Below are 14,567 nucleotides of genomic sequence, written 5' to 3'. Positions count from 1 at the left end.
AACTACGGGATGATGGTCTTGCGAAGAGGATGACTTGGGGGCATGACGCAGATGCACCAGCCAGGCAGTGTAGCGCAACAGATCAACGTGTTTGTTTGTGCCGATCCGCAGGCCAGCCTGGACGCGATGTTCCTGCATCTGGCGTTGTTTAATGACTTCACCCAAGGGAGTGGAGTTCAGCAAGCGACAGAGTTCGGTGGGCCTGATGAGACGTGGATCATGGGCCACGATGCATCTCCAGGAGTAACCAGGCTGCATAGTGGACCAGATTCATAGTGCCATCGGAATTGACTGGTGCACCAGCAGTCAGGTCTGCGTCAATCATGGCCAAGTTAATCGAATGGCCACCGATTTTGGATAAAAGTTGAGCCAGATCCTCTTTAGACAGGGACGAAGGGTGCAGTTTCGATTTGGTACTATCCTGATCCATGGTGTACGATCCCAGGATTTTGGTTACGCAGCCATCCTGCTCTTGAGCATTTCACCACGGTCTGTGACATTGCCCTGGCAATCCAGGCATTGCACTTCCAGTCCGGTAAACTGGATGAACCGCTGGACGATGACATCGCAATAGAGCGGATCGAGTTCCATCAGATAGGCTTGGCGACCCGCTTGTGCTGCCGCTATGAGCGTGGAACCACTCCCACCGAAGAGATCGAGGACGTTCTCCCCGGGCTGGCTCGAATATTCCATGGCTCGAACTGCCAGTGCCACTGGCTTCTCCGTGAGGTGGACCATGGACTGAGGGTTAACCTTCTTGATGGCCCACAAGTCAGTGGCATTGTTGGGCCCGAAGAACTGGTGGGCAGCGCCTTCTTTCCAGCCATAGAACGCCAGCTCAAATGCGCCCATCATGTCTTTGCGCGTCAGCACCGGATGCTGCTTGTCCCACACTATTGCCTGACTGAAGTACAATCCGTGCCGTTTGAGTGGTGCGGGATAGTTGCCCAGGTTGGCGTAGCCGCCCCAGATATAGAAGCTTCTGCCCGGCTCCAGCACTCGGGCGATCTGGCCAAACCACGCCTCCAGAAGGCCATCGAACTCCTCATTGGAAACAAAGTCGTTCGCTAGCGGTCTGTCCTTGGCGCGCAGTTTTTTATGAGTGGCCTGCTTTTCTCCCTGCCGAGAAACATCGAACGACTGGTGATGGGTACGATTCTTCGGTGCTTCAAAGCTCGAATTGCCAGCAGCAATAGCATTGTTGCTGCGGGGTTCTACTTTGACGTTGTACGGCGGATCGGTGTTCACCAGATGAATGCAGGCTCCATCCAGCAAACGATTTACGTCAGTTTCTGACGACGAGTCACCGCAGAGTAACCGGTGATTACCCAGTATCCAGAGATCACCCGGTTGCGTGATCGCTGCATCGGGAGGTGCGGGAATCTCATCCGGATCTGTCAATCCTTCCGTAGCACCTCCGTTTAGCCATCGATTTAGTTCTTCGGGACTGAATCCCAGGGATTCCAGGTCATACTGTTTTTCCTGCAAGTCACCGAGTTCCACCGCCAGCAGATCATAATTCCAGTCTGATAGATCACTGCTTTTATTATCAGCGATGCGGTAGGCCTGTACTTTTTCAGGAGAAAGACCTACTGCCACATGAACGGGCACTTCCTTCAGGCCCAGTTTCAAGGCTGCCTTGTAACGAGTGTGACCAACGATAATGACCCCAGACTCATCAACGACGATCGGCTGTCGCCAGCCGAACTCCTGCAAGGACTGGGCGACTGCCTCCACGGCCGCGTCGTTTTCGCGGGGATTATTGGCATACGGGGTTATTATCGACAGGGGACGCAGTTCGATGTGCATGGGGTACCTCGAGGTTGTCTACCTCGAATCACCCCAGATGCTCTGGCAGGGACGCGACGACAGATGAATGTTTGTTGGGCCTAACAGATTATTGTACCCCAGCCATATGCTTGCGTGCAACTTCGGATTATTTCCGGCCTATCAGTACAGCCAACAGGCCAAGAAGTGGTCACTACAATATCGTGTCATTTCGTATTAGCAGGATTCCTGCAATTTCAAATCAGACTATATCTGTCTCGATATTAAGGGGCATTTTTTTAAGGATCGTTTTTTTTGTGAGACTTTCGCCGCATTTCTTGGGCAAGGCCGCCTTGTTTGTTTTGAATGAAACAGGCTGAATTTCCCATAAATGACCCAAAAAATGCTTAACCGGTTTGGAATGATCCCATCACTTCAGGCATGCTGGGCTGCATCACCAATCGGGATTGTGCTCTCCGCCCGTACAATCCTGCAACGAAAATACGACCTAGTTTCGGATGGTCGCTATCCGCAGGGAGATGAGTATGTCAAGCATGCTTTGTAATAGACGCATTGCATGCAGATTTGAACTCGCACCATTTCAACAGATACTATCTCGACCGTCGGTTTTGCACACGGTTATGCGCTATCGAACCTATTTGATAACCTTTTGGCTGCTGAGAGTTTTACAAGTTGGCATCCATTGATGAGGAGGAATCATGAAATTGCACATACCACGTAAGCCGGACATGAAAGAAGAAGTTTCCTACTCCAGATTTGAACTCGTTCTCGATCATCAAATAGGCTGTCATTCATCCGAATTGCACTCAGTTACGGGTTCAGAAAACAACGGGAAATGGAGCAATAATAGCAAGACAGATTCCAGTGGTAACGCTGTAGATTTGCACCCATCCATGGGAATCAACTAGCGTGGTATATGACCTCTTCGAACATAGGGACCAACCATGAAATCACTGACTAAAAGCAGTCTCAGCCCAGCTAGAAAAAGGTTGCTGGAATTAATGCAGCAAATGAACTTCTGCCGCATTCAGAGACTGGAAGTGAAGGCTGGTGAACCTGTTTTCAACCCACCTCCCACGGTGATTCAAGACCTCAGGATCGGTGGCAATAATGATCCCCGCGTGGAAGTTCACCTCAGGGATTACACATTGAAACAGGCGCATATTGAGCTTTTTCAGCATCTGGATGAACTGCGTGATGGTGTCGTAGAGGAAATTGAAATTCGCTACGGTCTCCCACAGCAATTGAAGATTAAACGATCAGTCGCCTAATCAGGTGACTGAACACAGAAACTGAATCACATTGACCATGCTGTGCATCATGGTGCCGTACAGGCTACGGTCCGGGGTGCGCGCAGTGAGAACAGAATGATCACAGAACCTTTTAACCCGAGCGCATTGATCGAACCTTGTCGATTAGCGCAAATCCATTTGCAAGAGTTGCAACTTTCAGGAATTTCGAAAGATGCTGCCCAAATGCATGCTCTGCGGACGCTGACGGACCCCGAGCACATCAAGAATTATCTCAATTGGAAGAGCATCTCGAGGGTGCAGGAGCTTGGCTCTTGTCTATTCATCCCCTACCACGATGCACACGGTAGACGGATTGACTACTGTCGCCTTAAGCCCACCCATCCACCGATAAACACTAAGGGGAAAGCCAGCAAATACCTCGGCCCCAAAGGAAAGCCGGTTCAAGTCTACTTTCCAGTGATTAGCCGTCCAGCCTATCACGATTCAAGTACTCCACTTGCCATCACTGAAGGGGAGAAGAAAGCACTCTGTGCTTCGATTCTCGGGTTTACCGTCATTGGTTTGGGTGGTGTCAGCTGCTGGAGCAACCCACGAAAGAAAGACTCTAATGGTAAAAGGATTGGAAATCGTGAACTCCATCCTGCACTAGCGGAACTTCCTTGGAAACAACGACAGGTCTATATCGTCTTTGACTCAGACCGCACGACCAACCATGCTGTGCAGCGTGAAGAATACCAACTGGCTACAGCACTCAAAGCACAGGGAGCCATCGTCAAAATCGTCCAGATACCACCAGAGGAGGAAGGTAGAAAACAAGGCATTGATGATTACCTGGTGGCACAGGGCGCGGAGGCATTTAAGCAATTACTCACCCAGGCTGTGTCACCTTCCAAGCCAGATAGCATCACCAAGCAGTTAACAAATTTCATGCGCAAGGAGATTACGTCTGAAGACGGTTCAAAGAAAACCATTGTGACAGGACTCTCTGTTAATCAGCTTCAACAACGGCTCTTCAGTCTGTCCGGCGGTTACCCCAAGCGGGTTGGTAAGCAATTGTTTGTTCGCCACAAGAATGAGGTACTCTATCTGGATAATACCGACCATCTGATGGCGTGGGCAGCTTCCATTCTGCCTGGCCATCAGAACTCGGTAATCTGGCGTCAGGGCCAGGGAATGGTCACGCCAAGCCAGTACTTTGCCTCATTTCAACAACAAGCAGAACCGTTTGATGCAGTGGCGAACTTTCCCCATGAACCGGCACTGCCACGTCACTACTACTGTCACCCCGCCATTACCCATTCAAATACAAGGCTACTATTCGAGTTCTTGGGGAAGTTCAATCCCGCATCTGAGGTTGACGCCCATCTGCTGCTTGCCTTGCTTCTCACACTAGTCAGCGGCCTCGCTCCGGGACAACGACCGGCCTTTCTCATTACAGCTCAAGATGATGATGAGGAACAAGGACGAGGAGTCGGGAAGACCACCTTGGTTCGCATGGCCGCTCAGCTGTTCGGGGGACTTATCGAGTACAGCCAAGAGGAAAGCGCTTCGGCCTTTAAGACGAGACTTTTGTCACCGTGCGCGCGAGAGATGCGTGTCATTCTTCTCGATAACATCAAAAGTCATCACTTCTCACAGGCTGGACTAGAAGCCATGATTACTTCCTCGACCATTTCGGGGAAGCAGAATTATGTTGGTGAAGGACAACTGCCTAACACCTTTACCTGGTGTCTGACGATCAATGGCGCTCACTTGTCCAAGGATATGGCGAAGCGTTGCATCGTAATTAAGTTGGCAAGGCCTGAAAACTCTGGAACGTGGGAAAGTGATACGCAGCAGTTTATCGAGGTGCATCGCTGGGAAATCATCGGCGGATTGATCACCATGTTAAAGAGGCCACCACTTCGTCTGGAGAAATTCTCCCGGTGGGGCGAATGGGAAAAACTCGTACTGTCTTGTCTCTCTGCCCCCCAGGAATGTCAACGGGTTATCCATGAACGGCAGTTAGGGATTGATGATGATGAAGAAGAAAAACTGTTGGTGCAGGACGGCATTCAAGAGTTCCTGAAAGAGCAAGGGCTTGATCCGCTTAAGCATTCGGCGTTCATCTCAAGTCTAAGGATGGCAGAAGTTGTAAATCGCGTTACTGGAATGAAACGTCCAACCAATCGCGTGTCGAGTTACCTGAGCCAATTGAACATTCCTGAACTACGGAAGTCGGATCGTGGAACTGCTCGTGGCTGGATGTATGTGCCCGCTGGATCAAACCCAGATCGAGTCGTCCACCAACTCAAATGACGATGGTGACGATCCTTCTCTTCTAACCTTTAAGGAGCAAAAGACATGAATAATCGCCATATGGAGATAGAAGAAAATGACCGCAACTACCGTCACTACATCGCTAATCTGCGTTCCCGATTATACACATCTACCTCTAGAAATTCCTTGCATTTCGCACATTCCGCCACAGCCTTAGATGAGGTGACGAAGCCCAAGGTTTTATCTCCACTGTCAGCTTCCAACCATAGCTCGTGGGATACTGCAAATGACGTGTCACCTACCAGTGAAGCACTGGCCGTCACCTCCCAAGTCCCTCTACTTACCCCGCGAGAGTCCGAGGAGTTCCTCGATAAATGCGGCGGTGTTGCTGAGTACGATGGACAAAGCCAATGCCCAGATGCACAAGACAGAACAGAGCTGGAATCCCGCCAAAGGGTTACGAAGCTCATTCCCGGCCCCAGCAAGTCCCGCCTGCACATGTTGTCCACTAATGGCACCGTCACACACGACCCGGCGAAGTGTTATCTCTGGACCCGCGAAGAACTTGGCTTCGGCTGGTGGTACTCCAGTCAGTTCCCTCCGCCTCAATGGTAAGGACTCCACCGATGCACAACACTCGATCCACTGATCCACTATGCGAAGCTCTCACTTCTCTCCTCGCGCGCATAACCTACCGTCTTCTGACCCGGCAGAAGTTACCGCATTCCACGCAGGATTGCCTTGCTGTTCCCGCGAAAACTCTGCTCAGTGTCTCCAAGACGGTTAACACCTCTGGAGAACAAGGAGACGCATGATGGACTTGAAGCAGAAACTGGCATCGTTGCCACACCTGCGGGTAACTGACCTGCGGCAGATGTATGCCGAGGTCTTTGGCGAACCCACCAATGCCCATAACAGAGATTGGCTGACCAAACGGCTTGCCTGGCGATTGCAGGCGCAGGCCATGGGTGGGCTTTCGGAACGGGCACTGGCCAGGGCTAAGGAACTGGCTCGTGAGGAAGACCTGCGGGTGACACCGCCACCAGTAGCCACCTTACCCATTCCTCAGCAACGGGACATTCGACTGCCAGCACCCGGGGCAGTCATCACCAGAACCTACAAGGGCATTGAACAACATGTCGAAGTGCTGGCCGATGGCTTTATCTGGAATGGCAACACCTACACAACACTGACTGCAGTCGCCAAAGCCATCACGGGCCAACACCTCAATGGCTTTGCCTTCTTCGGCATCAAGCGGGGAGGGAAACCATGAACAAACCTCCCAAGAGAATAAGGTGTGCCATCTACACCCGTAAGAGCACCGAAGAAGGCTTGGAACAGGAATTTAATTCGCTCGATGCACAGCGGGAATCAGCCGAAGCCTTTATCAAAAGCCAGGCTCATGAGGGGTGGCTGTGTTTGCCTGCCAAGTACGACGATGGTGGGTTCACCGGTGGCAACATGGAACGTCCTGCCCTGCGACAACTCCTCACCGACATTGAAGCCGGGTTTATTGACTGTGTCATTGTTTACAAAGTAGACCGCCTCAGCCGTTCATTACTCGACTTTGCCCGCATGATGGAGATCTTTGACCGCAAGGGCATTAGCTTCGTGAGTGTGACGCAGCAGTTCAATACGACGCATTCCATGGGACGATTGACGCTCAACATTCTGTTGTCCTTCGCCCAGTTTGAACGGGAAATAATTTCCGAGAGAACGAGGGATAAGATCGCCGCCACCCGCAAAAAGGGCAAATGGTCAGGTGGCAGGCCGATTCTCGGCTACGATGCAGACCCGGTGACCAACAAGCTCATCATCAACCACGAAGAAGCACCACGCGTGCGTGCCATCTTCCGGCTCTATGCCGAGCATGGGTCATTACTTCCGGTAGTCCAAGAACTGAACCAGCGTGGCTGGCGGAACAAGCAATACACCACCAGGATGGGTATCGCCAAGGGTGGCATGGAGTTCACCCGCACCAGCTTATGGAATCTGCTCACCAATCCGCTTTACTTCGGTCAGGTACGTCACAAGGAGAATGTCTATGCTGGTGAACACGAAGCCATCATTGATGAGGTGCTCTGGCAGCGAGTCCAGACCCAACTGGAACGCAATGGCATCCATGGTGGCCGGGAAATCAAGAACCGCCATGGCTCGATATTGAAGGGTTTGCTGCGATGTGTCCCCTGCGGATGTGCCATGACACCTTCCTACTGCTGCAAGAACGGCAAAGTCCAGTATCGCTATTACACCTGCACCAAAGCACAGAAACAGGGCTGGGAGAAATGCGCTTCCAAGAGTGTGCCCGCCGGCCAGATGGAACAGTTTGTCCTCGAACGTATCCGGGGCATTGGCTCTGACCCGGCATTACAGACTGAAGTACTCGCCATCATTCACCAGCACCATGAAGAACATCGGCAAACCCTCAAGTCAGAACAAGCACTGCTGGAACGAGAATTGAAGCGCTGGCAGCAGGAAACCAGAAATCTGATAGGCCAGGTCAAAGCAGGTGAAGTCAACACTCTAGTAACCAGCCGATTGGCCGAAGTGCAGGAACGGATCGCCCACGAAACGCCACGGCTCGCCCAGATTCGCGATGAACTGGCACGCTTGGCCCATTGGTCGATTACGGCAGAATCGGTGGCCTCGGTGCTAAGCCGATTTGATGAACTCTGGAAGGCCATGAACGTCGTCGAGAAGCAGAAGCTCCTGCAACTCCTCATCGTCCGCATTGATTACGATGGCAGAGCAGGACAGGTAACCATGCACTTCCATCCGACTGGCCTCGAATCTCTGCTGACCGAAACTCTTACGGAGACCGCTGCATGATTGCCAAGACGTGGAATGTATCGTTTGAGACGCATCGGAAGGGGCAACGGGTGATGACTACCCGTATGCCTTCCCCTGTAATTCCCGAAGGTCGCATACCTCGCATATCACGGCTGATAGCATTGGCACATCATCTCGAGCGGTTGGTAGTAACGGGTGTGGTCAAGGACTATGCCGAGTTGGCACGTTTGGGGCATGTAAGTCGTGCGCGTATCAGCCAAATTATGAACTTGTTGTTGCTGGCTCCAGATATTCAGGAAGCGATTTTATTCCTCCCCAAGACCACGCTTGGGCATGATCCGATCAAGTTGAAGCATCTGCAGTCAATTTGTCTGGTGAAGGAATGGGAGAAGCAGAGGGAGAGATGGTTAGCTCTCAGTGACGATCACGAACTTTTCAGCACGCAGACTACTCCTTACTTTACTTCCTGCAGCATCGATAGTAAGTCCAACGATGATCCGCTCCGCTCTATTATCACGCAGGCATTCCACCCGCTTCAGCGGGATTTTGAGAATGTGCAATCTGAAAGAAGCCATTCAATTCAAGGTATGTCAGGCACACTTGTATCTGCTGAGCATCAGGATGCACACTAGGCAGAAAACTTCTTTCTGCTTTTGCATCTTTTCTATTTTTACGGAGGTATTGCAAATGGGTATGGATTTGACAGGGCCGGCAGGCTACTTCAGGTGGGACTTTTTCAGGTGGCACAGACTGCTGAGCGTCGCTGAGAGATACGGTTGGGAGCCAGCCGGTACTGTTATCGCCGAAGAAGAGGCGCAGCAGAGCGACTGGAACGGCAGCTATTGGTCCAACGATTTCCAAACTGTTACAGCAGCAGATGCCGAACAACTTGGAGCGGCTTTGGAGCGAGCACTTTCCGATATCTCGGACGCCGATGAACTGGCACACCACCGAGGGGCAGACGGCTCTCTCCGCCTCACCCGCAGCATAATAATGGAAGACGACATCAAGTGGCTGTCCGGGCCAGACTGTAAGAACCACATCAGAGAGTTCATACAGTATTGTCGTGGAGGCGGGTTCACGATCGGGTAAATTAATGAGACCAAAAGTTTTCTGGAGAATACACATTAACAATTATTCTAATGGAGTGCAGTAAGGCATCGTTCTATATCGCTCATGAAACGGGCATGCTGTGGTGATCACAGCATGCCCGAATAATGCTCAAATAGACGTCTCATGCAGAGGAACTGACAGCTTTCTCTTGCTAAACAGTGAATTTGAGTGACGCTCAGTGTGTCGACCACCAGTGGGCATGATCCCATCAAACTGAAGCATCTGCAGCCGATTTGTCTGGAGATGGATTGGGGGAAGCTGAGGGAGAGGTGGGATGTTTGATTAACTGTTATCTTGAGAGATTGCACTTAGATCGATAAGTGTTAAATCAAGATTGCATAGAAAGGATCAAGCAGTTAGCTTATCCGTAGTGAATTTGACAGAAGGACAAGCTGTGAGGTCACCCAATGTTCGTCAATGACAACGTCATCTCAATCATAAAAAACACATCCCACCTTTTTTGCTTATTAATTTGAACATTGAAATCAAAAACACAGTTAACTTTGGCGTACCAACGCTCGAGGGTGCAAGTGATTCTTTTCAACAACTATTCCGATTTGAACCGATATAGATGGAAGTAAGATATGCCGTTTAAATCACAGATTGTGTACAATTCGAGTCATGGCAGCGTTTCATGGGTGGGGCATAGCGCATTGGATGACAGTGATTTCAGTAAGTTTTTAACAGGAAGCGTTGCTTCCAGACTAGACGATTCATCAGCCAGAGAAGAAATGCATAATCATCTCCGAGGACTAAGTCTTACTGGCATGGGCCAAACATCTCTGGAAGAAGTTCTAGCAGCAGAAGTAACAGAAGATCGTGATTGGGCGGCTGGTGAAGCAATTGCTGAAGCGATACTGGAAGAGAATCACAATATTGTATTCCCATGGAATACAGAGCGAGACAAACGCAATCCATTTGCCTCACTACCAGGTGCAGACATCGTAGGACTTCAACGTGATGGATTGACTCACCGGTTTGCATTTGGTGAGGTGAAATGCTCAAGTGAAAAAAAATGGCCACCACAGGTAATGTCTGGACGTACAGGCGGAATTGGACATCAGATCGATGCTATTGCAAACGACTTACGGATTATATGTCAACTTTTGTACTGGCTTCTGCCTCGTGTGAAGGGCACTCGGCATGAAATTGCTTTTAACGAAGCTTCTATACGATATTTCAATTCGCAACGGTGTGATGTGGCACTTTTTGGAGTGCTTGTTCGAGATCAGGCCGCGAATGAGAAAGATCTTAAAGGAAGGGGGCGCAAGTTAGGATCACTGTTGAAGTCCGGAACTATCTGTCGTCTTATCGCTCTTTACCTACCATGGCCAATTAGTAGTCTTCCTGCCGCTATTCGTGCAGGAGTTACCTCATGAGTCACTGGTTACTCAATTCCATCGAAGTTAAATTACGAGCAGCTCTCGCAGAAGCTGATCGTATACAATTGATCCGGGAGATTGATGGAGGCATCGTTACCTTCGATGCTGATTTAATCGAGCAAGTTGCAGATGCATTGGAACTTGCGGTTTTGGATTTGGAGACTTATCGCCTTTCCGATGACAAAAACCATCGAACTCAGTCACGAAAAGCTGCTGCAGATTGCTTCCGGCTGTTGCGGATTCTACCACATCCGGAAGACAGCCTCGTTGCTGGAACACAGCTATTGCGTGCAGCAGCATTAGCTGTACTTGGGGATCGGGGAGCAGATGCTGCGCGTTGGCTTCGACTACTCGATGAAACTAACAGCTGGCCTAAGCTACCTATCAATTCCACAGACTGGGGCCAGCGTTGCCACGGCACGCTTACCGACATTTGGCTAAGGCTGATACGCAAGAATGGCTGGAGTGATCGGGATATTATTTTAGATAGAGTAGCAGCACTTCGAACTGCTCAAGAACAATTTGAAAGTAAATACCTCAAGTCACAAGCACCTCTCCAGGCAAAGCGATCCGCTCTCGAATTAATTGCAATTTATCACTTAGCAAAAGCAGCCGATATTTTAGCCCACTTCATTACTGATGGTGTCGTTGACGGCAACTATCAAGTTCAGCAACTCCTGGATTCGCATTTTGATCGTGCTATTGCTGCTTGCGAAACTGCACGCTTAGTTAAACTGGAAGCCATGTCGAGATTGATGTCCAGAGCAGCTGCTCAATTGGTAGATAACTCGATCTGGTCAGTAACTCGAGCAGTAAACTCACGTGTAACTGATTTTGTCCGTCAGATCACTGATCGGGGGCGAGGCGACCGAGCATTGTTCGATGTATTGCCACCACAACGTCAAACTCTCGCAGAGCGTGGACTATTGGGTTCAAGTCGTCGCGCGATTGTTGTTAGCTTACCAACCTCAAGTGGTAAAACCCTTATCGCACAATTCCGAATGCTTCAGGCGCTCAATCAATTTGAAGATCGAAAGGGCTGGGTCGCATATCTAGCCCCGAGCAGAGCTCTCGTAAATCAAGTCACTCGCCAATTGCGACGCGATTTCGGACCACTCAATATTAATGTTGAACGTGTCAGCCCGGCAATGGAGATCGATAGCATTGAATCAAATGTACTCAAAGAGGTACAAGTAGACTCCCAATTTCGTGTTCTTGTCTCCACTCCAGAAAAATTTGATTTGATGCTACGGCAAGGGTGGGAACAAGAAATAGGCCGCCCTCTTACACTAGTCGTAGTTGATGAAGCACATACGATTCAGGACACAGAGCGAGGTCTAAAGCTTGAATTACTACTTGCAACAATTAACCGAGAGTGCCGTAACGCTCAATTCCTTCTTCTCACTCCATTTATTAGAAATGCTCGAGAAGTCGCTCGTTGGCTCGGTGGGCAAAACTCGGATGACATCAGTATTGGTATAGACTGGCAACCAAACGATAGAGCAATTGGGATTGTCTCTCCAGTCGATATGGGTCCACTCAATAGCCGAAGCCGTGACTATCGCCTTGAGTTTGAGACGGTTCATACCTCTCGACAGACAATTGCCATTAGTCAGCATCTATCAATTGGCAAGAATGAGAATTTAGCTCCAACACTTTCAAAGGCAAAACATGTCGGCACTTTAGCTGCTATCGCGACACGAAAGCTGATGTCCCGAGGACCAGTCATTGCGATGCATAGTCGACCCGATTATGTTTGGGGGTTAGCTGAAAAGTTGAAGTCCGAAAAAGCCACAGTGCTTACTGACAATGTGAATTTCGTAAAAGAATATGTTGCTGCTGAGTTGGGAGAATCCTTCCCCTTAGTCGACTTGCTTCAGCATCGTATCGGAGTTCACCACGGTGGGTTACCGGACGAAGTCAAAATTCTCATGGAATGGTTGTTTGAGAAAGAAGAACTTGACGTATTGGCTGCCACCACCACCATTGCTCAAGGGGTAAACTTTCCTGTGAGCGGCGTTGTCATGGCCGCGACTTCATATCCAGCAAAAAGTGGCTCAATACCTATGCCTCCTGAAGACTTCTGGAATATTGCAGGTCGAGCCGGACGGATTTCACAAGCGAAACTAGGCGTAGTCTCATTGGTTGCCACTGATGCAGAAGAAGTATCTAAACGCAAAGAGTTCATCCACCGAAATACTGGAGATCTCAATTCGGCACTCATTCAGTTAGCACAATCGGCAAGTAATGAGTTATCCGACCTTGGTGCTATTGTCTACAGACACCCTGAATGGTCGGGCTTTCTCCAGTATCTCGTTCACACATATCGCCAGATGGGGCAACCATCGAATTATTCAGAGCAGATTGAACAAGTACTGCGAGGTACGTTTGGCTTTGAAAAGCTTCGTTACTCAAACAGTCAGATTGCAAACAGTTTGCTAGCCGGAATTAATGATTATGTCACCTACATGGCGAAACCACGGCAGCCCCTAAAGCTCGTAGACAGTACCGGTTTCTCACTGCAGAGCATACAAACCATACTTTCAAATCGTGGCGACTTAGGCCCAGAATCGTGGGACCGCGAGCGTTTGTTTCGGAAAGGTGACGGGACACTTAAAGATATGATGGGTGTGTTACTACGTGTCCCCGAATTGCGAGATAATCTGAACGAAGTTCTTGGAGGTTCAGCAACCGATGGCGATAAATTGGCGTTAATTCTAAAGGATTGGGTAAATGGTGAAGAAGTCACAACAATTGCAAATCGGTATTTTCGGAAGAGTGGAATAGATGAAACAAGTGCATTAACTAAGTGTGGACAAAACCTCTTTGGCAAATTGACTCAGACATCATCATGGGGGCTCAATGCACTTCTTGCAATCACTGCATCAGATCTACCAGAGGATGTGCGTAAGCAAGTTTCTAATATTCCATCACAAGTCTTCTATGGGGTTTCTTCAGATGGGGCTATAGCACTACGTTTGCTAGGAGTTCCGCGACGCGCCGCAGCGCCAATTGCTATAAAGATTGGCGCGACTGAATCATCATCACTGCCAAAACTTCGGAAAATACTGACCGGAATGACTGAGACAGATTGGAATGCAACGCTTGGGCCTCAGGGCAGTGTATATTACCGCGCATGGCGAATTTTCGAAGGTGTAGAGAACTGATTCTGGTTCCCACCTCCCTTTGCCCGGCCATGCTCTAACTGTCATCCTGCGTAGCCAGCATCATGGTGATGCCAGCACGCACCAGGAGACAGAGACATGGCGAAAAAGCAACTGAAGGTAAGTGTGGCGAAATAAGTGAAGTACTGAAACGCTTTATGCACGCCAACCAACAGTTTTTGCAATGCGCTTTATCTGCTTGACAAATGAATCATTTGGTCGAGTAGCTTCAATCTCCGAAAGAGGTTGGGAAGCCCATCTGTAAATTTGCTCGATACTGCCGTAACCTCGCCTGAACGCCATGGCTAACGTAATGCAATTCTCTTTTGTAGGTGCGTGTTGAAGTACAACTTTTAGCTCAGAATCTGTCCAAGGTTTGTGCTTATTGGTTTCTTCAAATCCTGAGTCAATTAGAGCTTCAGTGATGCAAAGCTCGATAATATCGACTTTATCTGCCAAGCTAACGTCATGGGAGGATGAAAGAAGCTCTTTTACCTTCTCTCGAAACTGTTTTTTTGACATTTACGATGCCTCGATCTTAACACAATGCTCATTGTAATGCACAAGCAAACGACGGATAGAAAAATCCGCATTTACATTGATTCTCCTGTGGAATTTCACTGCATTCCACTCCACACCACCTCCCTTTCCCCCGGTCATGCTCTAACTGTCATCCTGCGTAGCCAGCATCACAACGATGCCAGCACGCACCAGGAGACAGAGACATGGCGAACAAGAGATTAGCGATAGAATGCTAAGAGTTCGGTTTCTACCGCGAGACACCATTTATGAAGCAGGCTTTATATCCTTTAATCATT

General features: G+C 49.5%; 14 protein-coding genes. 10 read left to right on the top strand and 4 right to left on the bottom strand.

Annotated elements, in window-relative coordinates; all coding sequences use genetic code 11:
- The 3 genes from JNJ77_07620 to JNJ77_07610 all read right to left on the bottom strand — a co-directional run.
- Positions 1–228, bottom strand: a 228-nt coding sequence (locus tag JNJ77_07620) for a hypothetical protein (GenBank protein ID MBL8822438.1), incomplete at its 3' end; no start/stop codon positions are given.
- Positions 218–430, bottom strand: a complete 213-nt coding sequence (locus JNJ77_07615; GenBank protein ID MBL8822437.1) for a hypothetical protein — start codon at positions 428–430, stop codon at positions 218–220. The genes JNJ77_07620 and JNJ77_07615, both read right to left, overlap by 11 nt.
- A 23-nt stretch (positions 431–453) precedes the next feature.
- Positions 454–1,809, bottom strand: coding sequence for a ParB N-terminal domain-containing protein (locus tag JNJ77_07610; GenBank protein ID MBL8822436.1), 1,356 nt, complete (start codon positions 1,807–1,809; stop codon positions 454–456).
- 677 nt (positions 1,810–2,486) lie between these two features.
- On the opposite strand from JNJ77_07610, the gene JNJ77_07605 reads away from it, so the two are divergent.
- From JNJ77_07605 to JNJ77_07560, 10 genes are all read left to right on the top strand, one after another.
- Positions 2,487–2,696, top strand: coding sequence for a hypothetical protein (locus JNJ77_07605; protein MBL8822435.1), 210 nt, complete (start codon positions 2,487–2,489; stop codon positions 2,694–2,696).
- 36 nt (positions 2,697–2,732) lie between these two features.
- Positions 2,733–3,059: a hypothetical protein gene (locus JNJ77_07600; protein MBL8822434.1), complete on the top strand. Its 327-nt coding sequence runs from the start codon at positions 2,733–2,735 to the stop codon at positions 3,057–3,059.
- A 204-nt stretch (positions 3,060–3,263) separates the two neighbouring features.
- A complete protein-coding gene (locus JNJ77_07595) occupies positions 3,264–5,339 on the top strand; it encodes a DUF3854 domain-containing protein (protein ID MBL8822433.1) in 2,076 nt (691 codons plus the stop codon).
- 252 nt (positions 5,340–5,591) lie between these two features.
- A complete protein-coding gene (locus JNJ77_07590; protein MBL8822432.1) occupies positions 5,592–5,915 on the top strand; it encodes a hypothetical protein in 324 nt (107 codons plus the stop codon).
- A gap of 199 nt (positions 5,916–6,114) precedes the next feature.
- On the top strand, positions 6,115–6,573 hold the full coding sequence (locus tag JNJ77_07585; GenBank protein ID MBL8822431.1) for a DUF2924 domain-containing protein: 459 nt from the start codon (positions 6,115–6,117) through the stop codon (positions 6,571–6,573).
- Positions 6,570–8,129, top strand: a complete 1,560-nt coding sequence (locus tag JNJ77_07580; protein ID MBL8822430.1) for a recombinase family protein — start codon at positions 6,570–6,572, stop codon at positions 8,127–8,129. The genes JNJ77_07585 and JNJ77_07580 overlap by 4 nt, the downstream gene beginning before the upstream one ends.
- Complete coding sequence (locus JNJ77_07575; GenBank protein ID MBL8822429.1) at positions 8,126–8,722, top strand: hypothetical protein; 597 nt, start codon at positions 8,126–8,128, stop codon at positions 8,720–8,722. The genes JNJ77_07580 and JNJ77_07575 overlap by 4 nt, the downstream gene beginning before the upstream one ends.
- A gap of 55 nt (positions 8,723–8,777) precedes the next feature.
- Positions 8,778–9,182, top strand: a complete 405-nt coding sequence (locus tag JNJ77_07570; protein ID MBL8822428.1) for a hypothetical protein — start codon at positions 8,778–8,780, stop codon at positions 9,180–9,182.
- 605 nt (positions 9,183–9,787) lie between these two features.
- Positions 9,788–10,582, top strand: coding sequence for a hypothetical protein (locus JNJ77_07565; GenBank protein MBL8822427.1), 795 nt, complete (start codon positions 9,788–9,790; stop codon positions 10,580–10,582).
- Positions 10,579–13,752 carry a DEAD/DEAH box helicase gene (locus tag JNJ77_07560; GenBank protein ID MBL8822426.1) on the top strand — a complete coding sequence of 1,058 codons (3,174 nt, stop codon included), beginning with the start codon at positions 10,579–10,581 and terminating at the stop codon, positions 13,750–13,752. Before JNJ77_07565 ends, JNJ77_07560 begins: the two co-directional genes overlap by 4 nt.
- 153 nt (positions 13,753–13,905) lie before the next feature.
- On the opposite strand, the gene JNJ77_07555 is transcribed toward JNJ77_07560, so the two are convergent.
- Positions 13,906–14,271 carry a hypothetical protein gene (locus tag JNJ77_07555; protein MBL8822425.1) on the bottom strand — a complete coding sequence of 122 codons (366 nt, stop codon included), beginning with the start codon at positions 14,269–14,271 and terminating at the stop codon, positions 13,906–13,908.
- Positions 14,272–14,567 lie beyond the last annotated feature (296 nt).

The organism is Planctomycetia bacterium, from assembly GCA_016795155.1.
Taxonomy (GTDB): Bacteria; Planctomycetota; Planctomycetia; order Gemmatales; family HRBIN36; genus JAEUIE01.
The sequence above is the reverse complement of the archived record's forward strand: the minus strand, read 5'-3'. Positions and strand labels throughout refer to the sequence as shown.